Consider the following 25,367-nt stretch of genomic DNA (forward strand, 5'->3'; position numbering starts at 1 on the left):
GCGGGTCCGGCAAAATCCGGTAACTCGAATTAACCCCTAAACAGAGGTAATATCATGGGCGGCATCAGTATTTGGCAATTATTAATTATCGCGGTCATCGTGGTGCTGCTGTTCGGCACCAACAAGCTGCGCGGCATGGGCGCGGATTTGGGCGCGTCCATCAAGGGCTTCAAAAAGGCCATGAACGATGATGACAAACCTGCTCCGCGGGACACGGATAAAACCGGCCAGGATGCTGACTTTGCGGCGAAGACCATCGCACAACCGCAGCAGCCTCAACCCCAGCAATCCCAGCCGCAGCCGCAGCAATCCCAGCCGCCGCAGCAACCCCAGCCGCAGCCGCAGCAATCCCAGCCGCCGCAGCAACCCCTTCAGCCGCCGCAGCAACCCCTTCAGCCGCAGCCGCCGCGGCCGGACGAAACGGTAAACAAAGACAACAAGCAGGTATAAGCTGTGTTTGACATTGGATTTGGTGAGCTGGCCCTGGTGTTCGTGATTGGGCTTGTGGTTCTCGGCCCCGAGCGTTTGCCCGTGGCCGTGCGTACCGTGGTCGGTTGGGTCAGGGCGCTACGCTCGCTGGCCTCCACGGTACAAAACGAATTGAGCCAAGAGCTTAAGCTGCAGGAATTGCAGGACAGCCTGAAAAAAGTCGAGCAGGCCAGCAAGGATAACCTGTCGCCGGAACTGAAAGCCTCAATGGAAGAGCTGCGCGAAGCGGCCGATTCCATGAAAAAAAGCTTTCACAGCAAAATGGTTCCCGATAACGAGACCACGCCCCAGACGATCCATAACCCGTTGATAACCGATCCGGAAGCGATTCATGACGGCGTGACGCCGGCGGAAGGCGCAACCCAGGCAGAAGCGCCGCCGATGGCGCCGGCGGCGACACCCGGACCGATGACGGCCGAAGCGCCGACAACGTCCCAGCCGGCCCAGGCCGAAGCGCCGACAATGTCCCAGCCGGCCCAGGCCGAAGCGCCGACAACGTCCAGGCCGGCCCAGGCCGAAGCACCGCCGGCGACGCCCACGCCGGCCAATAACGGCCCGTTCCCACATGATGCTACCCTGCTCCGGCACGGACAGGCTCCGGCGCCGGACAGCGCGGCCGCCCCCACACCCCTTAAAAATAATGATCGCGAATAATGGCCGTTGAAGATACCCAACCGCTTATCAGCCATTTAATCGAGCTGCGTAAGCGTTTACTGTACTGCATTCTCAGTGTGCTGGCGGTGTTCCTGGCGCTGGTCTATTTCGCCAATGATATCTATCAGATCGTTTCGGCACCTTTGATCAAACATTTGCCGGCCGGCGCCAGTATGATCGCAACCGATGTGGCGTCGCCGTTTTTTACGCCTATCAAGCTGACGATTATCGTTTCGGTATTTGCTTCCGCGCCCCTGCTGCTGTACCAGGTCTGGGCCTTTATCGCGCCGGCGTTATATAAGCATGAACGGCGTCTGATGATGCCGCTGCTGTTCTCCAGCACGCTGTTGTTTTATGCGGGCATGGCCTTTGCTTATTTTATCGTCTTTCCACTGGCCTTCAGCTTCTTTGCCCAAACCGCGCCGCGCGGGGTGTTGATCGCCACCGACATCAATAATTACCTCGATTTTGTCATGGCGCTGTTTATGGCCTTCGGCGTGTCGTTCCAGGTGCCGATAGCCATAGTGCTGTTATGCTGGACCGGCGTGGTCACACCCGACGATCTGAAGAAAAAACGGCCTTATGTACTGGTCGGCGCCTTTGTGGTCGGTATGCTCTTGACGCCGCCGGACGTTTTTTCCCAAACGCTGCTGGCGATCCCGATGTACCTGCTGTTTGAAATCGGCCTTTTTTGCGCCCGGTTTTACGTCGGCAAAGGACGGCGCGGCCAGGAGGGCACATCGGACGACAATACCGAAGATCCCCAGGATGGGGACTAAGCGTCGTTTGTCAGCTTCTGAACCGCCCTTTCGGGCGGTTCTGGTTTTAAACAGAATAATCTAAACGCCGCCAGCGTCACGGACGGCGTTATTCAGGAGAAAGACTATGAGCACTGTATTTGGCAACTTCCCCCATCGCCGCCTGCGCAGGGTGAGACGCTATGATTTCAGCCGCCGCCTGGTGGCGGAAAACCATCTGTCCGTCAATGATCTGATTTATCCGGTATTTGTCATGGAAGGCAAACAGCGCCAGCAGGAAGTGCCGTCCATGCCGGGAGTGTATCGCATGACGCTTGATCTGCTGATCAAGGAAGCGGAAGCGGTGGCCAAGCTGGGTGTGCCGGTGCTGTCGTTGTTTCCGGTTATTGAAGCGCCCTACAAATCGCTGCTGGCGGAAGAAGCCTATAATCCCGAGGGCCTGATTCCGCGCACTATCCGCGCGCTGAAAGACGCGGTACCGGAATTGGGGCTGCTGACCGATGTCGCGCTGGATCCCTACACGACCCATGGCCAGGACGGCATCATCGACGACCAGGGTTATGTGATTAACGACATCACCAAGGAAATCCTGGTGCGCCAGGCGCTGTGTCACGCCGAAGCGGGCGCGGAAATCGTCGCGCCCAGCGATATGATGGATGGGCGCATCGGCGCGATACGCGAAAAATTCGAGCAGCAGGGATTGGTCAACAATCAGATCATGGCGTATTCGGCGAAATATGCGTCTTGCTATTACGGCCCGTTTCGCGATGCGGTAGGCTCAAGCGCCAACCTGAAGGGCGGCGATAAAAAAACCTATCAAATGGATCCGGCCAATAGCGACGAAGCGTTGCAGGAAGTGGCGCAGGACCTGCAGGAAGGCGCCGATATGGTGATGGTGAAACCAGGCATGCCTTATCTGGATATGATCCATCGGGTGAAGGAAACCTTCGGCGTGCCGACCTTTGCCTATCAGGTGTCCGGCGAGTATGCCATGCATATGGCGGCGATCCAGAACGGCTGGCTGCAGGAAAAGCCGGCCATCATGGAATCGCTGCTGTGCTTCAAGCGCGCCGGCGCCGACGGTATCCTGACCTACTTCTCCAAACGCGTCGCCCAATGGCTGCATGACGATCACCTGAGGCGCTGAATAAACAAGCCGCTCCTTCGCAACGCGTCAGCGGGCGGCTTAGTCCTCAGGGGCTAATTCCCGGCGGTTTATCAGGCTACAAAATCTTTTGAAACTGTTTGTTGTCTATGCTTTGACAGACCTGTTTGTTGAGGAAATTGAGCAGCAGCATGGAGCGCGCTTCGCCGTCGGGCTCGCTATAAATCGCCTGGAGCCCTTCGAAGACGCCGTCGGTAATCACGACCAGATCGCCGACATACGGCGTTTGCGGGTCGGTCACCCCTTCGTAGGCATGATCGCGCAGCTCCTCGATAACCTCGGCCGCAATGGTCACCGGCAGGTTGCCGAAACGCACGAAATGGCTCACGCCGCGGGTGGCGCTGATGGTGGTGGTATGGATACGTTCCGGATCAAACTCAATAAACAGATAGTTGGGAAACAACGGTTCGTTGACGGTCGTGCGTTTGCCGCGGACGATTTTTTCCAGGGTGACCATTGGACTCATACACGCCACCGCCTGTCTTTCCAAGTGCTCTTTCGCCCTCATCATCTGGCCGCGTTTACAATACAATAAATACCATGCTTCCATAATCTGATGCACCCCTATCTCCGGTGGCCCAGCATAACAAAGGCCTCCCTAAATAAATAGCGTGACATTATTATAGGCCGCAGCGCGCGGCGCATAAAAAAACAGCATATTTACCATCAATTTTGACAAAAGGGCGGCATGGCTGTTAAACAGACTTTATAATGCAAATATAACCCGGCATCCGATGACGCTATGAAATACCGAGACTTGCGCGATTTTTTATCCTTGCTGGAACAGCGGGGAGAATTGAAACGAATCACCCTGCCCATTGATCCCTATTTGGAAATGACGGAAATCGCCGACCGTACCCTGCGCGCGGGCGGGCCGGCGCTGCTGTTTGAACACCCCAAAGGCTATGCCATGCCGGTGCTGTGCAATCTGTTCGGCACGCCGGAACGGGTGGCGCTGGGCATGGGCCAGGAGAGTGTGGCGGCGCTCAGGGAGGTGGGGGAACTCCTGGCCTTCCTGAAAGAACCGGAGCCGCCAAAAGGCTTTCGCGATCTGCTGGATAAGGCGCCGAAATTCCGCCAGGTGCTGAATATGCCGACCAAACGGCTTAGCTCCGCGCCGTGCCAGGAGCAAATCTGGCAGGGCCAGGATGTCGATCTCGGCCGTATTCCCATTATGCACTGCTGGCCGGGCGACGTGGCGCCGCTTATCACCTGGGGCCTGACGGTCACCCGCGGACCGCACAAGGAACGCCAGAACCTGGGCATTTACCGCCAGCAGGTGCTGGGTAAAAACAAAGTCATCATGCGCTGGCTGTCGCATCGCGGCGGCGCGCTGGACTTCCAGGAATGGCGCGCGGCCCATCCGGGCGAACGCTTTCCGGTGGCGGTGGCGCTGGGCGCCGATCCGGCCACCATCCTGGCCGCCGTCACGCCGGTGCCCGACAGCCTGTCCGAATATGCGTTCGCCGGCCTGCTGCGCGGCTATAAGACCGAGGTGGTAAAGTGCATCTCCTGCGATCTCGAGGTGCCCGCCAGCGCCGAAATCGTGCTGGAAGGATATCTTGAACCGGGTGAAACGGCTCCCGAAGGCCCTTATGGCGATCACACCGGCTATTATAACGAAGTGGATGAGTTCCCGGTATTCACCATTACCCATATCACCCAGCGGCGGAACGCCATTTATCATTCCACCTACACCGGCCGGCCGCCGGATGAACCGGCGGTCATGGGCGTGGCGCTTAACGAAGTCTTCGTTCCCATTTTACAAAAACAGTTTCCGGAAATCGTCGATTTTTACCTGCCGCCCGAAGGCTGTTCCTACCGCCTGGCGGTAGTGACCATCAAGAAACAATATGCGGGCCATGCCAAACGGGTCATGATGGGGGTGTGGTCGTTTCTGCGTCAATTCATGTATACCAAATTTGTCATCGTATGCGATGATGATATCAACGCGCGTAACTGGCAGGATGTTATCTGGGCCATTACGACCCGGATGGACCCCGCGCGCGATACGGTGTTAATGGAAAATACGCCGATAGATTACCTGGATTTTGCCTCGCCGGTTTCCGGATTGGGTTCAAAAATGGGAATGGACGCCACCAACAAATGGCCGGGGGAAACCTCGCGCGAGTGGGGCACCCCGATTCGCATGGACGACGGGGTTCGCGCCCGCGTTGATGCGTTGTGGGACGAACTGGCCATATTAAAAGACAGTGGTAAAGGGCGATGATAGTTACAGCCCTCCATTCCATTTTGCTTATTAGCCCGACAGAGGGAATGCATGACAACATTGACCTGTAAGGTCACTTCCGTGGATGCCATCACCGATACGGTATATCGGGTATGCCTGGTCCCGGAAGCGGCTTTTAGTTTTCGCGCCGGTCAGTATCTGATGGTAGTGATGGATGAACGCGACAAACGCCCCTTTTCCCTGGCGTCGACGCCCATGGAGAACGCGATAATCGAGCTGCATATTGGGGCTTCTGAACTGAATCTGTATGCGATGGCCGTTATGGATCGCATCTTGAAAGATCGTGAAATTACCGTCGATATCCCGCATGGCGAGGCTTGGCTGCGTGACGATACCGAGCGGCCCATGGTCCTTATCGCCGGCGGCACCGGTTTTTCTTATGCCCGCTCAATCCTCCTGACCGTGCTCGCCAATCAACCTGAGCGGGAAGTGGCTATTTATTGGGGCGGCAGGGAGTTGCAACATCTCTACGATCTGGGCGAACTGGAAGCGCTGACCCTGCTGCATCCGCGCCTGAAAGTGGTGCCGGTGGTCGAACAGCCGGACGAAAACTGGCAGGGCCGGACCGGAACGGTGCTCAGCGCGGTGCTGCAGGACTACGGTTCCCTGGCGGCGCACGATATCTATATCGCCGGCCGTTTCGAAATGGCTAAAATCGCCCGCGAGCGTTTTTGCGCGGAACGCGACGCCATTCCCGGCCGGATCTTCGGCGATGCGTTTGCCTTTATCTGATCGCTGCGGCGGGAGGGTTCATCCGCCGGGACGCTATGCTAAGATGGCGGCAATTGCGCGGTAAAATAAGGTCAGACCATGGAATCTTTTTCTACTCTTTACCAGGACCATCTCGCGACGCTGCAAAAACGCACGCGCGAGGTGCTGGCCCTGCATAACCTGGATGCGCTGCTGATCCATTCCGGCGAACCGATCACGGCGTTCCTCGACGACCATGATTACCCTTTTAAGGTCAATCCACAGTTCAAGGCCTGGCTGCCGGTCACCGGCGTGCCGCATTGCTGGCTCTGGGTCGACGGCGTCAATAAGCCCAAACTTTGGTTCTATGCGCCGGTCGATTATTGGTACAGCGTCGAGCCGTTGCCTGAGAGTTTCTGGACCCCTTTCATCGATATCATCCCGATTGCGAATCCCGACGATATCGGTTCATTGCTGCCGTCCGGACGCGGCAACGCGGCCTATATTGGCTCGTCGCCGCAAAGGGCGTCGTCCCTGGGCCTGAAAGCCGACCAGCTTAACCCCCAACCGGTACTGGATTATTTCCACTACCACCGCGCCTATAAGACCGATTACGAGCTGGCCTGTATGCGCGAGGCGCAAAAGACCGCGGTCATAGGGCATCGGGCGGCGCATGAGGCCTTTCAGGCCGGCATGAGCGAGTTCGATATCAATATTGCTTACCTGTCGGCAACCGGCCATCGTGATATCGATGTACCCTACGGCAACATCATTGCCCTGAATGAGCACGCCGCGGTATTGCACTACACTAAACTCGATCAGCGCCTGCCCGAGCGGGTACACAGCTTCCTGATTGACGCCGGTACCGAATACAATGGGTATGCGGCCGACCTGACCCGTACCTACGCGGCGCAAAAAGATTCCGAGTTCGCTCAGTTGGTCGCCGCCATGAATACCGAGCAGCAGGCCCTTATCGGTACCATGGAGGCGGGCGTCAATTACATTGAATATCATATCCAGATGCACCGGCGCATCGCCCGTCTGCTGGCCCGGTTTGATCTCGTGACCGGTCTTGATGAAGAGACCATGGTGAGCGAAGGCATCACCGGCCCGTTCCTTCCCCACGGGCTGGGACATCCGCTTGGGCTGCAGGTGCATGACGCCGGCGGCTTTTTGCAGGACGATCGCGGCACCCGCCTGGCGGCGCCGGCCCTGTACCCTTATCTGCGCTGTACCCGCGTTATGGAACCGCGCATGGTGATGACCATCGAACCGGGTTTCTATTTTATTGAATCACTGCTTGCCCCGTGGCGCGCGGGCAGCTTTAGCCGGCATTTCAACTGGCGGCGCATCGAACTGTTTAAACCCTATGGCGGTATCCGTATCGAGGATAATATCGTTATCATGGATAAGCAGATCGAAAATATGACACGCAATCTGAAACTGGCATAATGCACGCCTATTTTGTTCCCGCGGCGCCGGTAACGGCGTCTATGGAGATCAAAAAAAGCCGCTTTATCACCCTCCTTGCCCCCACCCCGGGCATCGAGGCCGCCAGGGAGCTGATCCGGCAAAGCCGCTGCGAGCATCCCGGGGCGGCCCATCATTGCTGGGCGTATATCGCCGGGCCTCCGCAGGATTCGCAACAGCTTGGTTTTTCCGATGACGGCGAGCCGTCGGGAACCGCCGGCAAACCTATGCTGGCGCAACTGATGGGGTCGGGACTCGGCGAGATTACCGCGGTGGTGGTGCGTTACTATGGCGGCATCAGGCTTGGCACCGGCGGGCTGGTGAAGGCCTACGGCGGCGGCGTGCGGGAGGCGTTACAACGCATGGCCCGCACGCAGAGGGTTCCCCAGGCCGAGTTTATGGTGTCATGTCGTTATGAGCAGCAGGCCTGGATTGACGCGGTGGTCAACCAGACCGGGGGACGCGTCGTCCAGTGCGATTATGGCGAATCCATTATACTCAGGGTAGCCATTCCTATCGCCCGGGTCGCAATGGCCGAGGAAAAGCTGCGCGATCTCAGCCGGGGGGCATTGCAATTAGCGCCCGTTGCGCAATAGCTCCATACCCGGCCACAGTTAAATAAAATATTAAGGATCGTGCTGAAATGCATTTTCGCGCCATAACCCGTATTGTCGGCCTACTGGTCATGCTCTTCTCGGGAACGATGATTGTTCCCGGCCTGGTGGCGCTGATCTACCGTGACGGCGCCGGCAGCGCTTTTACGCAAACCTTTTTTTTCGCCCTATTGATTGGATTGGTATTATGGTTGCCCAATCGTCAGCAGAAACATGAGCTGAAATCACGGGAGGGGTTTCTGATAGTCGTCCTGTTCTGGACCGTATTAGGCAGCGTAGGGGCCTTGCCGTTCTTGTTTGCCGAACATCCCGATTTGTCGGTAACCGATGCGTTTTTTGAGTCGTTTTCCGCCCTGACCACCACCGGCGCCACCTCCCTGGTGGGGCTGGACGGCCTGCCCAAGGCCATCCTGTTCTACCGCCAGATGCTGCAGTGGTTCGGCGGCATGGGTATCATCGTACTGGCGGTGGCGATCCTGCCGATTCTCGGCGTCGGCGGCATGCAGCTTTACCGCGCCGAAATGCCCGGCCCGCTGAAAGATAACAAAATGCGACCGCGGATCGCCGAAACCGCCAAAACGTTATGGCTTATCTATATCACCCTGACCATCGCCTGCGCGCTGGCGCTGTGGGGCGCGGGCATGTCGGTTTTCGATGCCATCAGCCATAGCTTTTCCACCATTGCGCTGGGGGGCTTTTCCACCCACGATGCCAGTATCGGCTATTACAACAGTCCGATGATCAACACCATCGTAGCGGTGTTCCTGCTGATTTCCGGCTGCAACTACGGTCTGCATTTCGCCGTGCTGAGCGGCCATAACCTGCGGGTCTACTGGCGCGATCCGGAATTCAGGATGTTTATCAGCGTGCAGTTTATCCTGGTAATGGTGTGTACGCTGATCCTCTGGCGCTACGATGTGTACCAAAGCGGCTTGCAAACCCTCAACCAAGCCTTTTTCCAGGTGGTTTCCATGGCGACCACTGCCGGCTTTACTACCGACAGCATCGCCCGCTGGCCGTTGTTCCTGCCTATTTTGTTGCTTTGCTCGGCATTTATCGGCGGCTGCGCCGGTTCGACGGGCGGCGGTTTGAAAGTAATCCGTATCCTGCTGCTGTACCTGCAGGGTTCGCGGGAACTGAAGCGATTGGTCCATCCCAACGCCGTCTATACTATCAAGCTCGGCAACCGTGCGCTGCCGGAGCGTATCCTGGAAGCGGTCTGGGGGTTCTTTTCCGCGTATGTATTAGTCTTTATCGTCAGCATGCTGGCGATTATCGCCACCGGCGTTGATAATTTTTCCGCCTTTGCCGCCGTGACCGCGACGCTGAACAACCTGGGTCCCGGCCTGGGGGTGGTGGCGGAAAATTTCTCCTCCATGAACGCGGTGGCGAAATGGATTCTGATCCTGACCATGCTGTTCGGCCGCCTGGAGGTCTTTACCTTGCTGGTATTGTTTACCCCGACGTTCTGGCGCGAATAACCGAGGATTTGTTATGTACACTCTGATTCTGTATTCCACCCGGGATGGGCAGACGCTGAAAATCGCCCGGTTTATCGCCGAACGCCTTATCGCGGATAATCACGCCTGCGATGTTGTCGACCTGGGCCTGGCTGGGCAATGCGATTTGCAACGTTACGATCGGGTGCTGATCGGGGCCGCGATCCGCTACGGACATTTTGCCGCCGAGCTGCATGATTTTATCAAACAGCACCTGGATTGGCTTAACCGGTTGCCCAGCGCGTTTTTTGCCGTCAACCTGACCGCCCGCAAAGCGGATAAACGCACGCCGCAAACCAATGCCTATACACGCAAATTTCTCGCGGCTACGCCCTGGCGACCGGATAGTTGCGCGGTTTTCGCCGGTGCGCTGCGCTATCCGCGCTACCGCTGGTTCGATCGTGTCATGATCCAGCTGATCATGCGCATGACCGGCGGCGAAACCGACAGCACAAAAGAAGTGGAATATACCGACTGGCAACAGGTGGGCGATTTTGCCCGCGGTTTTGCCGGGTTAACCGGTAAAAACGGGCTCAAGTCACGAGAAACGCATCAGTTTGTCGAAAATTAAACCAATCAACTTAAAATAAGCAATTAGCGCTTGTCACGCTGCGGGAATTCCCTATAATGCGCCTCCACTGACCGGGAACAAACGCTAACGCGACGCCGGGTCGGGAAGGGAAAAGCGCCCGGTACGGGCAAATAAAAGCTTGACTCTTCAACGGGAAAGCGTAATATACGCAACCCGCGCCGGGTGAGTTTTGTTATCACGCTGGCCATGCTCTTTAACAATTTATCAGACAATCTGTGTGGGCACTCACAAGACCGTATCGAAACACAAAAATACCAAGTCTTGAAGAGTGAACAAACAGTTAATTCATAAGATTAACAGTATGACAATCTTTGAGCATCAAGCTTTTAATTGAAGAGTTTGATCATGGCTCAGATTGAACGCTGGCGGCAGGCCTAACACATGCAAGTCGAGCGGCAGCGGAAAGTAGCTTGCTACTTTGCCGGCGAGCGGCGGACGGGTGAGTAATGTCTGGGGATCTGCCTGATGGTGGGGGATAACTACTGGAAACGGTAGCTAATACCGCATAACGTCGCAAGACCAAAGTGGGGGACCTTCGGGCCTCACGCCATCGGATGAACCCAGATGGGATTAGCTAGTAGGTGAGGTAATGGCTCACCTAGGCGACGATCCCTAGCTGGTCTGAGAGGATGACCAGCCACACTGGAACTGAGACACGGTCCAGACTCCTACGGGAGGCAGCAGTGGGGAATATTGCACAATGGGCGCAAGCCTGATGCAGCCATGCCGCGTGTGTGAAGAAGGCCTTCGGGTTGTAAAGCACTTTCAGCGGGGAGGAAGGCGACAAGGTTAATAACCTTGTTGATTGACGTTACCCGCAGAAGAAGCACCGGCTAACTCCGTGCCAGCAGCCGCGGTAATACGGAGGGTGCGAGCGTTAATCGGAATTACTGGGCGTAAAGCGTACGCAGGCGGTCTGTTAAGTCAGATGTGAAATCCCCGGGCTTAACCCGGGAACTGCATTTGAAACTGGCAGGCTAGAGTCTCGTAGAGGGGGGTAGAATTCCAGGTGTAGCGGTGAAATGCGTAGAGATCTGGAGGAATACCGGTGGCGAAGGCGGCCCCCTGGACGAAGACTGACGCTCAGGTACGAAAGCGTGGGGAGCAAACAGGATTAGATACCCTGGTAGTCCACGCTGTAAACGATGTCGATTTGAAGGTTGTGGCCTTGAGCCGTGGCTTTCGGAGCTAACGCGTTAAATCGACCGCCTGGGGAGTACGGCCGCAAGGTTAAAACTCAAATGAATTGACGGGGGCCCGCACAAGCGGTGGAGCATGTGGTTTAATTCGATGCAACGCGAAGAACCTTACCTACTCTTGACATCCAGAGAAGTTTGCAGAGATGCGAACGTGCCTTCGGGAGCTCTGAGACAGGTGCTGCATGGCTGTCGTCAGCTCGTGTTGTGAAATGTTGGGTTAAGTCCCGCAACGAGCGCAACCCTTATCCTTTGTTGCCAGCACGTAATGGTGGGAACTCAAAGGAGACTGCCGGTGACAAACCGGAGGAAGGTGGGGATGACGTCAAGTCATCATGGCCCTTACGAGTAGGGCTACACACGTGCTACAATGGCGCATACAAAGAGAAGCGAACTCGCGAGAGTAAGCGGACCTCACAAAGTGCGTCGTAGTCCGGATTGGAGTCTGCAACTCGACTCCATGAAGTCGGAATCGCTAGTAATCGTGGATCAGAATGCCACGGTGAATACGTTCCCGGGCCTTGTACACACCGCCCGTCACACCATGGGAGTGGGTTGCAAAAGAAGTAGGTAGCTTAACCTTCGGGAGGGCGCTTACCACTTTGTGATTCATGACTGGGGTGAAGTCGTAACAAGGTAACCGTAGGGGAACCTGCGGTTGGATCACCTCCTTACCGAAATAGATACTAGATTGTGTAGTGTCCACACAGATTGTCTGATAACTGTAATGAGCAAACAGCTCGTATGGTTTTTTTTGCGAAGCAGCACTGCTTCGTGATCCTATCTTTGTCCCCTTCGTCTAGTGGCCTAGGACACTGCCCTTTCACGGCGGTAACAGGGGTTCGAACCCCCTAGGGGACGCCATATCCCGCTGTCTATTTCAGAGCACACTCTTATGAGTATGCTGCGAAATACATGCTCTTTAACAATCCGGAACAAGCTGAAAATTTGAAAAAAACATGCTGAGCAAAATCAGTATGCGATTCTCTCAAAGCAAGCAAACCTAATAAGGTCGCCGTGTCGATGGTGACCTTGTTGAGGGATGAGCGAGAAAGTCCCGGCCAAGGCGCACGGCGCGCAGCCAGCGGAGTGGACTCAATGTCCATGAGCATGGCGAGCACCGCGCAACACCGGCAGGGGCCTTTCGCAGCCATTCCGAAGACACTTTAGGGTTGTGAGGTTAAGTGAATAAGCGTACACGGTGGATGCCTAGGCAGTCAGAGGCGATGAAGGACGTGCTAATCCGCGAAATGCGCCGGTGAGCTGATATGAAGCGCTATCAGCCGGCGATGTCCGAATGGGGAAACCCAGTGCAATTCGTTGCACTATCATTACGTGAATCCATAGCGTATTGAGGCGAACCGGGGGAACTGAAACATCTCAGTACCCCGAGGAAAAGAAATCAACCGAGATTCCCCTAGTAGCGGCGAGCGAACGGGGAACAGCCCAGAGTCACCATCAGCATTTGCATCAGGAGAACGGTCTGGAAAGTCCGGCAACACAGGGTGATAGCCCCGTATCCGAAGGTGCAAGTGCTGTGAGCTCGATGAGTAGGGCGGGACACGTGATATCCTGTCTGAAGATGGGGGGACCATCCTCCAAGGCTAAATACTCCTGACTGACCGATAGTGAACCAGTACCGTGAGGGAAAGGCGAAAAGAACCCCGGCGAGGGGAGTGAAATAGAACCTGAAACCGTGTACGTACAAGCAGTGGGAGCCTTGATTTATCAGGGTGACTGCGTACCTTTTGTATAATGGGTCAGCGACTTATATTCTGTAGCAAGGTTAACCGTATAGGGGAGCCGTAGGGAAACCGAGTCTTAACTGGGCGTTAAGTTGCAGGGTATAGACCCGAAACCCGGTGATCTAGCCATGGGCAGGTTGAAGGTTGGGTAACACTAACTGGAGGACCGAACCGACTAATGTTGAAAAATTAGCGGATGACTTGTGGCTGGGGGTGAAAGGCCAATCAAACCGGGAGATAGCTGGTTCTCCCCGAAAGCTATTTAGGTAGCGCCTCGTGAATTCATCTTCGGGGGTAGAGCACTGTTTCGGCTAGGGGTCCACCCCGGATTACCAACCCGATGCAAACTGCGAATACCGAAGAATGTTACCACGGGAGACACACGGCGGGTGCTAACGTCCGTCGTGAAGAGGGAAACAACCCAGACCGCCAGCTAAGGTCCCAAAGTCATGGTTAAGTGGGAAACGATGTGGGAAGGCACAGACAGCCAGGATGTTGGCTTAGAAGCAGCCATCATTTAAAGAAAGCGTAATAGCTCACTGGTCGAGTCGGCCTGCGCGGAAGATGTAACGGGGCTAAACCATGCACCGAAGCTGCGGCAGCGGACATATCACTTAAGACAATTGTACGGAAAAACGATTGACGGAGCGCAGCGACGTCAATGCGTTCATCACGTCGAGTTGACTTAAGGATATGTCCGTTGGGTAGGGGAGCGTTCTGTAAGCCTGCGAAGGTGGCCTGTGAGGGCTGCTGGAGGTATCAGAAGTGCGAATGCTGACATAAGTAACGATAAAGCGGGTGAAAAGCCCGCTCGCCGGAAGACCAAGGGTTCCTGTCCAACGTTAATCGGGGCAGGGTGAGTCGACCCCTAAGGCGAGGCCGAAAGGCGTAGTCGATGGGAAACAGGTTAATATTCCTGTACTGGGTGTGACTGCGAAGGGGGGACGGAGAAAGCTAGGTTCGCCGGGCGACGGTTGTCCCGGTTTAAGCGTGAAGGTGGAAAGAGCAGGTAAATCCGCTTTTTCATTCAACACTGAGGCGTGATAACGAGCCACTACGGTGGTGAAGGAATTGATGCTACGCTTCCAGGAAAAGCCTCTAAGCTCCAGGTCACATCGAATCGTACCCCAAACCGACACAGGTGGTCAGGTAGAGAATACCAAGGCGCTTGAGAGAACTCGGGTGAAGGAACTAGGCAAAATGGTGCCGTAACTTCGGGAGAAGGCACGCTGGCATTAGGTGGAGGGACTTGCTCCCCGAGCTGAAGCCAGTCGCAGATACCAGCTGGCTGCAACTGTTTATTAAAAACACAGCACTGTGCAAACACGAAAGTGGACGTATACGGTGTGACGCCTGCCCGGTGCCGGAAGGTTAATTGATGGGGTTATCCGTAAGGAGAAGCTCTTGATCGAAGCCCCGGTAAACGGCGGCCGTAACTATAACGGTCCTAAGGTAGCGAAATTCCTTGTCGGGTAAGTTCCGACCTGCACGAATGGCGTAATGATGGCCAGGCTGTCTCCACCCGAGACTCAGTGAAATTGAACTCGCTGTGAAGATGCAGTGTACCCGCGGCAAGACGGAAAGACCCCGTGAACCTTTACTATAGCTTGACACTGAACATTGAGCCTTGATGTGTAGGATAGGTGGGAGGCTTTGAAGTGTGGACGCCAGTCTGCATGGAGCCAACCTTGAAATACCACCCTTTAATGTTTGATGTTCTAACTCCGGCCCATAATCTGGGTCGAGGACAGTGTCTGGTGGGTAGTTTGACTGGGGCGGTCTCCTCCTAAAGAGTAACGGAGGAGCACGAAGGTTAGCTAATCACGGTCGGACATCGTGAGGTTAGTGCAAAGGCATAAGCTAGCTTGACTGCGAGAGTGACGGCTCGAGCAGGTGCGAAAGCAGGTCTTAGTGATCCGGTGGTTCTGAATGGAAGGGCCATCGCTCAACGGATAAAAGGTACTCCGGGGATAACAGGCTGATACCGCCCAAGAGTTCATATCGACGGCGGTGTTTGGCACCTCGATGTCGGCTCATCACATCCTGGGGCTGAAGTAGGTCCCAAGGGTATGGCTGTTCGCCATTTAAAGTGGTACGCGAGCTGGGTTTAGAACGTCGTGAGACAGTTCGGTCCCTATCTGCCGTGGGCGTTGGAAGATTGAGAGGGGCTGCTCCTAGTACGAGAGGACCGGAGTGGACGCACCACTGGTGTTCGGGTTGTCATGCCAATGGCATTGCCCGGTAGCTACGTGCGGAAGAGATAACCGCTGAAAGCATCTAAGCGGGAAACTTGCCTCGAGATGAGTCTTCCCTGTGGCTTTAAGCCACCTGAAGGGACGTTAAAGACGATGACGTTGATAGGTCGGGTGTGTAAGCGCAGCGATGCGTTGAGCTAACCGATACTAATGACCCGTGAGGCTTAACCTTACAACACCTAAAGTGTTTGACGCGAAGAGAGCGTTGCCCCCAGGGGCGGCGAGAGAATTTTCAGCGAAGTTCCGGATAAAGGCCGATGGTCATCAGAAGCAGGATGACGGTTGGTAAACGAATTTGCCTGGCGGCACTAGCGCGGTGGTCCCACCTGACCCCATGCCGAACTCAGCAGTGAAACGCCGTAGCGCCGATGGTAGTGTGGGGTCTCCCCATGCGAGAGTAGGGAACTGCCAGGCATCCATTAAGACCAATACCTTGAGCGAAGCGAAAGGCGTTGTGAAGTAACCCTGGCAGTTCGCTACTCGAGTCAGAGAGCAGGACAACAGGCGGAGCCTGTTGAACGCCGCTTGCGGCGGCCCGAAGGGGGCCTGACGCAGTCAGGCATCAACTGCCAGGCATCCATTAAGACCAATACCTTGAGCGAAGCGAGGGGCGTTGGTCAAGCACCGCAAACGGTTTTAACAGGCGTTGACCCCGCAAATGTTATGTTTGGGTGTAGTACCGAATCGTGGTGCGGTAGTTCAGTCGGTTAGAATACCGGCCTGTCACGCCGGGGGTCGCGGGTTCGAGTCCCGTCCGCACCGCCACCCTATTTAGGGGCGTAGTTCAATTGGTAGAGCACCGGTCTCCAAAACCGGGTGTTGGGAGTTCGAGTCTCTCCGCCCCTGCCAGATAAAAAAAAAGCCCTTCGCTTACGCGAGGGGCTTTTTTCGTCTGCATTACTGTAAACGCAACGCAGTCCATCCCCTGGCGTTGGGACTATTGGGCGTTAAAACGCGCTTTATTTGCTCGTTTTCACTCAATAACGCAATCTTCGATTATATTTCCCGGACGTTTTTTTGACGACCGGCAGTGTGCGGTGACTCATTACAGAAATGGGCTTCATTGTCCTAATAAATATTGGGGATAAATAATCCTGCCAGCATTTTTATCCGGGTATTTATTAAATAACTCTTGGCCGGTTTAACGCCATCCTGCCCACAATTTTTCTCGTTGCCCGCTGGGAATAGCTGCACCGCGCGGCTGAAAGATAAAAGCAAAATTATCCATATAAAAAAATTGATTCAGCTATGGTAATTCTAGTTATCGGAAAAATGCCACAATCCCACCCTGCGCACCATCGTTAAATACACCCTCTCTCTTCTGATGAAGACATAAAAAACACCAGCTGATTTATACATAGCCGCGCCCATGTTACGGGTAAAGCAGAAAAAACAGATGGCGTGTAATTGCTTATTAATAAAGCAATTATGTCGTCATACTCTCTGGGACTGGACAAAAATATATCCATAAGATACAGATTTAAATAAAGAAGTTGCTGTTAGACCCGGCTCTTATTTATCAAAAGTGTGATGCGCCCCGATATAAAAAAGCGGTTTTTTGTTTAGTTTTATTATTGCTATCAAACTAATGATACCAGCACATTTTATGATTATAAGAGGATGATGACTATGTGGAAGCGTTTACTTTTAGTGTCCGCCATTTCTGTCGCCATGTCTTCAGTGGCTTTTGCCGAGTCGTTGACCGTCGGTTTTTCGCAAGTGGGTTCTGAATCGGGCTGGCGCGCGGCGGAAACGTCGGTGGCGAAAAGTGAAGCCCAGAAGCGCGGCATTACCTTAAAAATTGCCGACGGGCAGCAAAAACAAGAAAACCAGATTAAGGCGGTCCGTTCATTTATTGCCCAAGGCGTCGATGCCATCTTTATCGCGCCGGTAGTTCAGACCGGTTGGGAGCCGGTACTGCAGGAAGCCAAGAGCGCCAAGATCCCGGTATTCCTGCTCGACCGGGCTATTAAAGTGAAAGATGATTCTCTCTATTTAACGGTGGTTACCGCCGATAACGTGCTTGAAGGCCAATTGATTGGCGACTGGCTGGTCAAGACCGTGGGCGATAAACCCTGTAATGTGGTGGAATTGCAGGGAACCGTGGGTGCAAGCGTCGCCATCGACCGTAAGAAAGGTTTTGCCGACGCCATTGCCAAGGCGCATAACATCAAAATCATTCGTTCCCAGTCCGGTGACTTTACCCGCAGCAAAGGGAAAGAGGTCATGGAAAGCTTTATCAAGGCCGAAAACAACGGCAAAAATATCTGTATGGTCTTTGCCCATAACGACGATATGGCGATCGGCGCCATCCAGGCCATTAAAGAAGCCGGCCTGAAACCGGGTAAAGATATTCTTACCGGCTCCATCGACGGCGTTCCGGATATCTATAAAGCCATGCTTGCGGGCGAGGCCAACGCCAATGTGGAGTTAACGCCGAATATGGCCGGACCGGCGTTTGACGCCCTGGCGAAATACAAAAAAGACGGCACCAAGCCCACCAAAATCATCAAGACGGAAAGCAAACTGTTCCTGCCGGCCGATGCCCAGGCCCAATTGGATAAGAAAAGCGGCATGGGTTACTAAAGCTCAGGGGATCCTGCCGGCAGCGATGGGGATTAAGCCTGCGTCCGCGTAGCCAGGGAGCGACCTGGATCGGCGCAAAAAGAAATATGTTGTAAACGCGTCCCTGGGATTGGGGTTTTGGCGCCAAGACCCCAGCCGCCAGGGCGCATCTCTACCCTGTTGTTTGCATGCACTCCAGGCGCATTGGTAGCTGGCGAATAGCATCCATTTCTTTTACCCCAATAATGACCGTTAACCTTCAATACCGGGGCACAGGGGCGGGGTGTAACGGTACTGATAGCGTGTTTATCCGGCTACGTCTTTAGGAGTATTTACCGTGGGTATTATCGATAGTCATGATGATGTATTACTCAACATTACCGGCCTGAGCAAAACTTTTCCCGGCGTAAAAGCGTTAAACAACGTGTCGTTAACTCTCAATCGCGGCGAAATCATGGGATTGCTCGGCGAGAATGGCGCGGGGAAATCAACCCTTATCAAAGCGTTAACCGGTGTTTACCAACGTGACGGCGGTACGATTAACCTGGATGGACAAGATATTCATCCCAAGAATACCGCCCATGCGCAAGAGCTTGGCATCGGCACCGTGTACCAGGAAGTCAATCTGCTGCCGAATCTGTCGGTGGCGGATAATTTATTTATCGGTCGCGAACCGCGACGGTTTGGTTTTATCGATCGTAAAGAGGTTAATCGCCGCGCGGAAATCTTACTGGCGGGTTATGGTTTTGCGCTGGACGTAACGGAGCCGTTGGGGCATTTTTCCGTGGCGATGCAGCAGATCGTGGCCATTTGCCGGGCGGTGGATCTGTCGGCCAAGGTGCTGATCCTGGATGAGCCGACCGCCAGCCTGGACGCCAACGAAGTCGAGATGCTGTTTACCATTATGCGCCAGCTGCGCGACCGGGGTATCAGCCTGATCTTTGTGACCCACTTTCTCGACCAGGTCTATAAAATTACCGATCGCATCACCGTGCTGCGCAACGGCGAGTTTGTCGGCACGCGTTATACCCGCGAATTGCCCCATATTGAATTGATCAAGATGATGTTGGGTCGTGAACTGGATGAGCATGCCTTGCAGCGCGCCGGCCGTACCCTGCATAGCGAGAAGCCGGTGGCGGCCTTTGCCGGTTATGGCAAGAAAGGCACGATCGCTCCCTTTGATTTGGAGGTCAGACCGGGCGAGATCGTCGGGCTTGCCGGATTGCTGGGGTCGGGGCGTACCGAAACCGCCGAAGTGATTTTCGGCATTCGCCCGGCGGATTCGGGCACCGCCTGGATCAAGGGCACCGAGCGGGTGATCCGTTCGCCCAACCAGGCGGGAAAGCTGGGACTGGGCTTCTGTCCGGAAGATCGTAAAACAGACGGCATTATCGCCGCCGCCTCGGTGCGGGAAAATATTATCCTGGCCCTGCAGGTACAGCGCGGATGGCTGCGGCCCATCCCGCGCAAGGAACAAAATAACATTGCCGAGCGTTTTATCCGCCAACTGGATATCCGCACGCCCAGCGCCGAGCAGCCGATTGAGTTCCTGTCCGGCGGCAATCAGCAAAAGGTGCTGCTGTCGCGCTGGCTGCTGACCAAACCGCAGTTCCTGATCCTGGACGAACCGACACGGGGCATTGATGTGGGCGCCCATGCCGAAATCATCCGTTTAATCGAATCCTTGTGCGCCGATGGGCTGGCCCTGCTGGTTATCTCCTCAGAGCTTGAAGAACTGGTGGGTTATGCCGACCGGGTTGTTATTCTGCGCGACCGGAAACATATCGCGGATATTCCGCTCGATAAGCTATCGGTGAGCGCCATTATGAATGCCATTGCCGCCTAAGGAGCGTGACTGTTATGTCTGGTTCAATGTCATCCGATACTAAAGTCGTTGTCGCCAAACGCTGGCCGGTGGGAATGCCGCAGCTGGCCGCGTTGGTGGTTGTGTTAGTGGTTGACAGTATTGTCGCCAATAATTTTTTCTCCATCCATATCCAGGATGGACGGTTGTTCGGCAGTCTCATTGATATCTTAAATCGCTGTGCGCCGGTCGCCCTGCTGTCCATCGGCATGACGCTGGTTATCGCCACCGGGGGGATCGACCTGTCGGTGGGCGCCGTCATGGCCATCGCCGGCGCGGTGACCGCGACGTTAACCGTACAGGGCTATAGCCTGACGGTTATCATCCTGGCGACCCTGGGCGTGGGCGTGCTGTCGGGTTTATGGAACGGCGTCCTGGTGGCGCTGCTGAAAATACAGCCCTTCGTGGCAACGCTTATCCTGATGGTGGCCGGGCGCGGCGTGGCGCAGCTGGTGACCGAAGGCCAGATCATTACTTTCAACAATCCGTCGCTGTCCTGGATCGGCAGCGGCTCGCTGTTCTATTTCCCCGTGCCGGTGTTTATTACCCTGATTACGCTGGTACTGGCCTGGCTGCTGACGCGCAAAACCGCCCTGGGATTGTTTATCGAGGCGGTGGGCATCAATATCCGCGCGGCCAAGAATGCGGGGGTGAAGACACGGGTTATCGTCATGTCTACTTACATCCTGAGCGGCTTATGCGCCGCGGTCGCCGGACTGATCGTCACCGCCGACATTCGCGGCGCGGATGCCAACAATGCCGGCCTGTGGCTGGAACTGGACGCTATTCTGGCGGTGGTGATCGGCGGGGCCTCGCTGATGGGCGGGCGTTTTAACCTGTTGCTGTCAATCCTGGGGGCGCTGATTATCCAGGGGATGAATACCGGCATTTTGCTGTCGGGCTTCCAGCCGGAGCTTAACCAGGTGGTGAAAGCCGTGGTGGTGCTTTGCGTGCTGGTCATGCAGTCCTCCAGCTTTATCGCTTTTATTCGCAGGAGCCGTCGCCATGCTTAAACGTAACCTTCCCCTGGTCATTACCATCGCGGTATTTATTGTCGGTTATTTGTTTTGCCTGAGCCGTTTTCCCGGTTTCGCCTCCACCAGGGTTATCTGCAATATCCTGACGGATAACGCGTTCTTGGGCATTATCGCCGTCGGCATGACTTTTGTGATTATTTCCGGCGGCATCGATCTTTCCGTGGGGTCGGTTATCGCGTTTACCGGCGTCTTCCTGGCGCGCGTGATCGGCGATTATCATCTGTCGCCGCTGGTCGCGTTTCCGCTGATCTTGATCATGGGCTGCGGATTCGGCGCGTTTATGGGCTGGCTTATCGATACATTAAAAATCCCGGCGTTTATCATTACCCTGGCCGGCATGTTTTTCCTGCGCGGCGCCAGTTACCTGGTGTCGGAAGAGTCCCTGCCCATCGACCATCCGATCTATGAAACCCTCTCGGGCCTCGCCTGGCAGATGCCCGGCGGCGGACGTCTTAGCGCCATGGGGGTGCTGATGCTGCTGGTGATGGTGTTCGGCATCCTGCTGGCGCGGTATACGCAGTTCGGCAATCAGGTGTACGCCATCGGCGGCAATGCGACGGCCGCCAACCTGATGGGGGTATCGACCCGCAGCACCACGATTCGTATTTATATGCTGTCCACGGGGCTGGCGACGCTTGCGGGCATTGTGTTTTCGATTTACACCTCGGCCGGCTACGCGTTGGCCGGCATGGGCGTGGAACTCGACGCCATCGCCTCGGTGGTGATCGGCGGCACGCTGTTGAGCGGCGGCATCGGCACGGTGTTCGGCACCTTGTTCGGCGTCATGATCCAGGGGCTTATCCAGACCTATATCAACTTTGACGGCACCCTGAGTTCCTGGTGGACCAAAATCGTCATCGGCATCCTGCTGTTTGCGTTTATCGCCTTGCAACGGCTGCTGAACTCGCTGTGGGAGAATAAGCAAAATGCCAAGGTCACCAGTATTCCCCGCACCGGCATCCCGGCGGAAAGCCAACAGCAGGCTCATAAGGCACCCGCGGCCGGCTACCCGGGGGATGGCTCGTCCTGATGGCCGCCAGGGACGTGACGGGCTTCACAGGCTTAAATGACCGGTGTTTTCAACAGCTGCCGTATCTGGGTGCGCTGATCGCTGTTTTGCAGCCATACGGCATAGAGCGGCCTGACCAGGGGAGGGATATCGGCGATGGCGGCCAGGTCGGGATATAACTCGCCCCAATGGCTGGGTAAAAATACGCATGCCCCGGTGGTCGGCAGCAGGCTGCGGGCCAGCAGGGCCGAGGTGGTGCTCATGACCGGCAGGGGGTTATTCACCAGCAGCCGGCTTTCATGGGTATGGAAATCGGCCCCCCATTCCAGACGGATATAAGGCCGATCCCCCGTTTCGGGAGGTGCCGAGGCGGTAAACAGCGACAACGAAAAATTCCCCAGCAACTGACAGGTCAGCTCCTCCATCTTCGGCGCTTCGGTGCTGATCAGCAAATCCAGCTGGCGCTCATGCAGCTGGCTTATCAGCGCGTGGCGCTGCGCTATGCGGGCTTCTATCTGCAGGGTGGGGCGCTGCTGGTATAACACGTGCAGCCATTGCCCCAACCAGGCCTCCCACAGCGAGGCGGTGGCGCCGATGGATAACAGGCTATGCTGCAGCGATCGGGTCACCTCTTTTTTGGCCAGTTGCCAGGTGGACATCAGGTTTTCCGCATAAGGCAACAGGCTTTCTCCCGCAGGCGTCAGGCGGATATTATTGCGGTGCCGGGTAAATAAACTGACGCCCAATTGCGTTTCCAATTGACGAATGCGGAAGCTCACCGCCGACTGCGTCAAATAAAGCGCTTCCGCGGCGCGACCAAAGTGGCGGGTCCTGCTAACTTCCAAAAAGGTTTTCAGTAATTCCGTATCCACGCCCATCTCCAGAAATTTTTATCGTAACGATTTAAATGTTTTGTTTTACAGAAAGTCAAGCCTATCTAATACTCCGCGCCATAAACAGTACGGCTTATGAAAGGATGGGGAGCGCTTAAGATGGCGGACAGCTTTTCTAGTACCAATCGTTATTTTGATAACAAAAATTACCCGCGTGGCTTTTCCCGGCATGGTCATTTCACCATTCGGGAAGCCCAGCTGCTGGAGCGCTATGGGCATGCCTACAACGATCTGGACAGCGGCAAGCGCGAACCGGTTACCGATGAAGAGACGCAATTTGTCGCGGTATGCCAGGGTCAGCGCGAGCCTTCCACCGAGCACGAAAAAGTGTGGTTCAAGTATATCGAGCACATTCGTCGTCCCAAGCGCTTCCATACCTTATCCGGCGGCAAGCCGCAGATGGACGTGGTGGAAGACTATACCGACAGCGAAGATTAATCCCGGCATGGGGCTGCGGCCCCATGTTATTCCATGTGCCGCCAAAGCTGTTGCAGCAGACGATCAATGGTGCGATAGCTGACGGCCTCCGCCAGATGATCGCGCTGTATTTCGGCCGCGCCCGCCAAATCCGCCAGCGTTCGGGCAACCTTGAGCGTCCGGTGCCAGGCGCGTACCGACAAACCCAGCGTTTCCATCACCTCTTCCAGGAAAATCGCGTCCTCTTCAGCAAGCCGGCAATGTAATGCAACTTCCTGGTTATTGAGATACGCATTGATTTTCCGGCCGCGCCGCAGCTGGATGTCGCGCGCCGCTTGCACCCTGGCGCGCACCATCGCGCTGGTCTCGCCCGCCGGGTTCTGCCGGCGCAGCATTCCCGGCGGCAGCAGCGGCACCTCGATGGACAGGTCAAAACGATCCAGGAAGGGGCCGGATAACCGGTTCAGGTAACGCAGGGTCTGCGCGAGGCCGCTGCGGCCGTGGACGCCCTGGTAATCGCCGGACGGACTGGGGTTCATGGCGCCCACCAGTTGGAAACGCGCCGGGTATTGTACCTTGGCCTGGGCGCGGGAGATAACGATTTCGCCCGCTTCCAGCGGCTCGCGCAGCGCGTCCAGCACCCGGCGCTGGAACTCCGGCAGCTCATCCAGGAATAACACCCCGTTATGGGCCAGGGATATCTCGCCGGGCCGGGGTAGGGAACCGCCGCCGACCAGGGCCGCCATCGAGGCGCTGTGATGCGGGGCGCGAAACGGTCTTTGGCGCCAATGCCGGCGGGCGGCCCCGGCGCTCATCAGACTGAACAGCGCGGCGGTCTCTACGGCCTCCGCATCGCTTAAGGGGGGCATCAACCCCGGCAGCCGGCTGGCCAGCATGGTCTTGCCGGTGCCCGGCGGACCGATAAGCAGCAGGTTATGCCCGCCGGCGGCGGCGATTTCCAGGGCGCGTTTGGCCTGCGGCTGGCCGGTGATGTCGCTGAGATCGGCGCCGTCGTATGCCGGCGGCGTCGGGTCCTGGCCCGGCACGGCATTGAGTTCGGCGCCGCCCTGCAGGAAGGCGCATACATCGCGCAGATGCCCGGCGACCAGCACGCGGCTATCCGGTATCAGGGCCGCCTCGCCGCTGTTATGGCTGGACAGGATCAGACGCCGCCCGGCCTGTTGTGCCGCCAGCGCCGCCGGAATGGCGCCCTGCACCGGCCGCAGTTCGCCGGACAGCGCCAGTTCGCCGAGAAATTCATGGCAAGCGAGCTTATCGGCGGCAATTTGTTCCGACGCGGCCAGGATCGCCAGCGCAATAGGCAAATCATAGCGCCCGCCTTCCTTGGGCAGATCGGCCGGCGCCAGGCTGACGGTTATCCGCCGGGCGGGAAAATCGAAACCGTTGTTCAGCAGCGCGCTGCGTACCCGATCGCGCGCCCCTTTTATCGTCGCGTCAGGCAACCCCACCAGGGTAAAGCCGGGCAGACCTTTGCTGATATGGGCCTCCACTGAAATCAACGGCGCCTGGACGCCGATCGACGCCCGGGTATAAATTAACGCAAGGGACATGCCCATCCTCCATCACCATCCTGGATGCCGCACCCGCGATGACGGCATCGGCCCTTATCATGCCCGCTTTGCGCCTGCAGCCCAGGGGCAGGCTCCCGCCCTGCGGAACGGCCCGTAAAAAAATTTCGGCGTTTGCCGAGCTTCGCAGCCGTGCGCGGCGGCGCCCCAAGGTTAATCCTGTGCAGAGAAGAGAGCGTGGCGGGGGAGATGGCCGCCGAAGATGAAAAATATTCATGACTCATCAAATTATTGAAAAACGGTCTATTTAGAATTTTCGCCGCCGCGCGATCCCAGCGAAAATAATAAAAAAGATTGTCATAACCCCATTTACTGTGATAACTCTGTAGGTATTCATTCGACCAGAAGTGATGAAACCCTATTTATGAAAGCCTTTGTCCAAGTGATAAGCCTAGTCGTGATTAGCGTGGTGGTGATTATTATCCCACCGTGCGGGGCTGCACTTGGACGAAGAAAAGCTTATTAAACAAGCTTAAATCTCAAGAAAACCCCCGCACCGAAAGGACGGGGGTTTTTTTTTGGCACTTTTTTATGGCCACCAAGATATATTATGAATAAGGAACAGAAAAATGATTAGCAGCATAAAATCCTGTTCCCAGCGCAGACAGGCGGGGA

19 protein-coding genes, 3 tRNA genes, 3 rRNA genes and 1 pseudogene are annotated in these 25,367 nt (G+C 55.9%); 22 read left to right on the forward strand and 4 right to left on the reverse strand.

Translation table 11 applies throughout. The annotated features are described in order from the left end of the window. Nucleotides 1-54: 54 nt before the first annotated feature. From tatE to hemB, 4 genes and pseudogenes are all read left to right on the forward strand, one after another. Nucleotides 55-288, forward strand: a pseudogene (tatE, locus tag ABUK12_RS17800) (twin-arginine translocase subunit TatE); the annotation flags it as partial. A 165-nt stretch (nt 289-453) separates the two neighbouring features. Continuing rightward, nucleotides 454-1,143, forward strand: coding sequence for a Sec-independent protein translocase protein TatB (gene tatB, locus ABUK12_RS17805; protein ID WP_410013098.1), 690 nt, complete (start codon nt 454-456; stop codon nt 1,141-1,143). Further along, nucleotides 1,143-1,922 carry a Sec-independent protein translocase subunit TatC gene (gene tatC / locus ABUK12_RS17810; RefSeq protein ID WP_410013099.1) on the forward strand — a complete coding sequence of 260 codons (780 nt, stop codon included), beginning with the start codon at nt 1,143-1,145 and terminating at the stop codon, nt 1,920-1,922. Before tatB ends, tatC begins: the two co-directional genes overlap by 1 nt. 106 nt (nt 1,923-2,028) lie before the next feature. Continuing rightward, nucleotides 2,029-3,048, forward strand: a complete 1,020-nt coding sequence (gene hemB, locus ABUK12_RS17815) for a porphobilinogen synthase (RefSeq protein ID WP_410013100.1) — start codon at nt 2,029-2,031, stop codon at nt 3,046-3,048. Between the two features lie 76 nt (nt 3,049-3,124). On the opposite strand, the gene rfaH is transcribed toward hemB, so the two are convergent. Continuing rightward, nucleotides 3,125-3,616, reverse strand: coding sequence for a transcription/translation regulatory transformer protein RfaH (gene rfaH / locus ABUK12_RS17820; protein ID WP_410016697.1), 492 nt, complete (start codon nt 3,614-3,616; stop codon nt 3,125-3,127). A 192-nt stretch (nt 3,617-3,808) separates the two neighbouring features. On the opposite strand from rfaH, the gene ubiD reads away from it, so the two are divergent. The 8 genes from ubiD to ABUK12_RS17860 all read left to right on the forward strand — a co-directional run bounded on the left by ubiD (nt 3,809) and on the right by ABUK12_RS17860 (nt 12,242). Further along, nucleotides 3,809-5,296 carry a 4-hydroxy-3-polyprenylbenzoate decarboxylase gene (gene ubiD, locus ABUK12_RS17825; protein ID WP_410013101.1) on the forward strand — a complete coding sequence of 496 codons (1,488 nt, stop codon included), beginning with the start codon at nt 3,809-3,811 and terminating at the stop codon, nt 5,294-5,296. A 51-nt stretch (nt 5,297-5,347) separates the two neighbouring features. Beyond that, on the forward strand, nt 5,348-6,049 hold the full coding sequence (gene fre, locus ABUK12_RS17830; RefSeq protein WP_410013102.1) for an NAD(P)H-flavin reductase: 702 nt from the start codon (nt 5,348-5,350) through the stop codon (nt 6,047-6,049). A 78-nt stretch (nt 6,050-6,127) separates the two neighbouring features. Continuing rightward, nucleotides 6,128-7,459 carry a Xaa-Pro dipeptidase gene (pepQ, locus tag ABUK12_RS17835; RefSeq protein WP_410013103.1) on the forward strand — a complete coding sequence of 444 codons (1,332 nt, stop codon included), beginning with the start codon at nt 6,128-6,130 and terminating at the stop codon, nt 7,457-7,459. Next, a complete protein-coding gene (locus ABUK12_RS17840) occupies nt 7,459-8,073 on the forward strand; it encodes an IMPACT family protein (protein ID WP_410013104.1) in 615 nt (204 codons plus the stop codon). The genes pepQ and ABUK12_RS17840 overlap by 1 nt, the downstream gene beginning before the upstream one ends. Nucleotides 8,074-8,120: 47 nt before the next feature. Then, a complete protein-coding gene (gene trkH / locus ABUK12_RS17845) occupies nt 8,121-9,572 on the forward strand; it encodes a Trk system potassium transporter TrkH (RefSeq protein ID WP_410013105.1) in 1,452 nt (483 codons plus the stop codon). A 13-nt stretch (nt 9,573-9,585) separates the two neighbouring features. Then, nucleotides 9,586-10,161 (forward strand): menaquinone-dependent protoporphyrinogen IX dehydrogenase, encoded by a 576-nt coding sequence (gene hemG, locus ABUK12_RS17850; protein WP_410013106.1) that lies wholly within the window; start codon nt 9,586-9,588, stop codon nt 10,159-10,161. Between the two features lie 348 nt (nt 10,162-10,509). Then, nucleotides 10,510-12,052: ribosomal RNA gene (locus tag ABUK12_RS17855) — 16S ribosomal RNA — on the forward strand. Nucleotides 12,053-12,166: 114 nt separating this feature from the next. Further along, nucleotides 12,167-12,242: transfer RNA gene (locus ABUK12_RS17860), tRNA-Glu, on the forward strand. A 29-nt stretch (nt 12,243-12,271) separates the two neighbouring features. Here the strand turns inward: ABUK12_RS17860 and ABUK12_RS17865 are convergent. Next, the gene (locus tag ABUK12_RS17865; protein WP_410013107.1) at nt 12,272-12,490 is read right to left on the reverse strand and encodes a hypothetical protein; all 219 of its coding nucleotides are present in this window, start codon (nt 12,488-12,490) and stop codon (nt 12,272-12,274) included. A 66-nt stretch (nt 12,491-12,556) separates the two neighbouring features. Between ABUK12_RS17865 and ABUK12_RS17870 the strand changes: the two genes are divergently transcribed. From ABUK12_RS17870 to yjfF, 8 genes are all read left to right on the forward strand, one after another. Beyond that, nucleotides 12,557-15,550, forward strand: a 23S ribosomal RNA gene (locus ABUK12_RS17870). A gap of 126 nt (nt 15,551-15,676) precedes the next feature. Further along, a 5S ribosomal RNA gene (gene rrf, locus ABUK12_RS17875) occupies nt 15,677-15,792 on the forward strand. Together the 16S, 23S and 5S rRNA genes with 3 tRNA genes alongside form the textbook arrangement of a ribosomal RNA operon. Nucleotides 15,793-16,066: 274 nt before the next feature. Beyond that, nucleotides 16,067-16,143: transfer RNA gene (locus ABUK12_RS17880), tRNA-Asp, on the forward strand. A gap of 8 nt (nt 16,144-16,151) precedes the next feature. Continuing rightward, a tRNA-Trp gene (locus ABUK12_RS17885) sits at nt 16,152-16,227 on the forward strand. Nucleotides 16,228-17,007: 780 nt separating this feature from the next. Further along, nucleotides 17,008-17,964 (forward strand): galactofuranose ABC transporter, galactofuranose-binding protein YtfQ, encoded by a 957-nt coding sequence (gene ytfQ / locus ABUK12_RS17890; RefSeq protein ID WP_410013108.1) that lies wholly within the window; start codon nt 17,008-17,010, stop codon nt 17,962-17,964. Between the two features lie 322 nt (nt 17,965-18,286). Beyond that, the gene (gene ytfR, locus ABUK12_RS17895; protein ID WP_410016698.1) at nt 18,287-19,789 is read left to right on the forward strand and encodes a galactofuranose ABC transporter, ATP-binding protein YtfR; all 1,503 of its coding nucleotides are present in this window, start codon (nt 18,287-18,289) and stop codon (nt 19,787-19,789) included. 14 nt (nt 19,790-19,803) lie between these two features. Next, nucleotides 19,804-20,820: a galactofuranose ABC transporter, ATP-binding protein YtfT gene (gene ytfT, locus ABUK12_RS17900; RefSeq protein WP_410013109.1), complete on the forward strand. Its 1,017-nt coding sequence runs from the start codon at nt 19,804-19,806 to the stop codon at nt 20,818-20,820. Further along, nucleotides 20,813-21,874 carry a galactofuranose ABC transporter, permease protein YjfF gene (yjfF, locus tag ABUK12_RS17905; RefSeq protein WP_410013110.1) on the forward strand — a complete coding sequence of 354 codons (1,062 nt, stop codon included), beginning with the start codon at nt 20,813-20,815 and terminating at the stop codon, nt 21,872-21,874. The genes ytfT and yjfF overlap by 8 nt, the downstream gene beginning before the upstream one ends. Before the next feature lie 32 nt (nt 21,875-21,906). Here yjfF and hdfR read toward each other — a convergent pair whose 3' ends face one another. Beyond that, nucleotides 21,907-22,725 carry an HTH-type transcriptional regulator HdfR gene (hdfR, locus tag ABUK12_RS17910; protein WP_410013111.1) on the reverse strand — a complete coding sequence of 273 codons (819 nt, stop codon included), beginning with the start codon at nt 22,723-22,725 and terminating at the stop codon, nt 21,907-21,909. A gap of 120 nt (nt 22,726-22,845) precedes the next feature. On the opposite strand from hdfR, the gene ABUK12_RS17915 reads away from it, so the two are divergent. After that, nucleotides 22,846-23,184: a DUF413 domain-containing protein gene (locus ABUK12_RS17915; RefSeq protein WP_410013112.1), complete on the forward strand. Its 339-nt coding sequence runs from the start codon at nt 22,846-22,848 to the stop codon at nt 23,182-23,184. A gap of 26 nt (nt 23,185-23,210) precedes the next feature. Here the strand turns inward: ABUK12_RS17915 and ABUK12_RS17920 are convergent, their stop codons facing one another. Beyond that, a complete protein-coding gene (locus tag ABUK12_RS17920; protein ID WP_410013113.1) occupies nt 23,211-24,734 on the reverse strand; it encodes a YifB family Mg chelatase-like AAA ATPase in 1,524 nt (507 codons plus the stop codon). A 382-nt stretch (nt 24,735-25,116) separates the two neighbouring features. Between ABUK12_RS17920 and ilvL the strand changes: the two genes are divergently transcribed. After that, a complete protein-coding gene (gene ilvL / locus ABUK12_RS17925; protein WP_162367070.1) occupies nt 25,117-25,218 on the forward strand; it encodes an ilv operon leader peptide in 102 nt (33 codons plus the stop codon). The last annotated feature ends 149 nt before the right edge of the window (nt 25,219-25,367 follow it).

Source organism: Sodalis sp. C49 (assembly GCF_046352915.1).
Classification (GTDB): domain Bacteria; phylum Pseudomonadota; class Gammaproteobacteria; order Enterobacterales; family Enterobacteriaceae; genus Acerihabitans.

Excerpts from the sequence above, each read along its gene's own strand:
- ABUK12_RS17840 (WP_410013104.1), top strand. The coding sequence starts at position 7,459 with ATGCACGCCTATTTTGTTCCCGCGGCGCCGGTAACGGCGTCTATGGAG.
- pepQ (WP_410013103.1), top strand. The coding sequence starts at position 6,128 with ATGGAATCTTTTTCTACTCTTTACCAGGACCATCTCGCGACGCTGCAA.
- ilvL (WP_162367070.1), top strand. The coding sequence starts at position 25,117 with ATGAAAGCCTTTGTCCAAGTGATAAGCCTAGTCGTGATTAGCGTGGTG.
- hemB (WP_410013100.1), top strand. The coding sequence starts at position 2,029 with ATGAGCACTGTATTTGGCAACTTCCCCCATCGCCGCCTGCGCAGGGTG.
- fre (WP_410013102.1), top strand. The coding sequence starts at position 5,348 with ATGACAACATTGACCTGTAAGGTCACTTCCGTGGATGCCATCACCGAT.
- hemG (WP_410013106.1), top strand. The coding sequence starts at position 9,586 with ATGTACACTCTGATTCTGTATTCCACCCGGGATGGGCAGACGCTGAAA.
- ytfQ (WP_410013108.1), top strand. The coding sequence starts at position 17,008 with ATGTGGAAGCGTTTACTTTTAGTGTCCGCCATTTCTGTCGCCATGTCT.
- ytfT (WP_410013109.1), top strand. The coding sequence starts at position 19,804 with ATGTCTGGTTCAATGTCATCCGATACTAAAGTCGTTGTCGCCAAACGC.
- yjfF (WP_410013110.1), top strand. The coding sequence starts at position 20,813 with ATGCTTAAACGTAACCTTCCCCTGGTCATTACCATCGCGGTATTTATT.
- rfaH (WP_410016697.1), bottom strand. The coding sequence starts at position 3,616 with ATGGAAGCATGGTATTTATTGTATTGTAAACGCGGCCAGATGATGAGG.
- ABUK12_RS17920 (WP_410013113.1), bottom strand. The coding sequence starts at position 24,734 with ATGTCCCTTGCGTTAATTTATACCCGGGCGTCGATCGGCGTCCAGGCG.
- trkH (WP_410013105.1), top strand. The coding sequence starts at position 8,121 with ATGCATTTTCGCGCCATAACCCGTATTGTCGGCCTACTGGTCATGCTC.
- ABUK12_RS17915 (WP_410013112.1), top strand. The coding sequence starts at position 22,846 with ATGGCGGACAGCTTTTCTAGTACCAATCGTTATTTTGATAACAAAAAT.
- tatC (WP_410013099.1), top strand. The coding sequence starts at position 1,143 with ATGGCCGTTGAAGATACCCAACCGCTTATCAGCCATTTAATCGAGCTG.
- ubiD (WP_410013101.1), top strand. The coding sequence starts at position 3,809 with ATGAAATACCGAGACTTGCGCGATTTTTTATCCTTGCTGGAACAGCGG.
- ABUK12_RS17865 (WP_410013107.1), bottom strand. The coding sequence starts at position 12,490 with ATGCTCATGGACATTGAGTCCACTCCGCTGGCTGCGCGCCGTGCGCCT.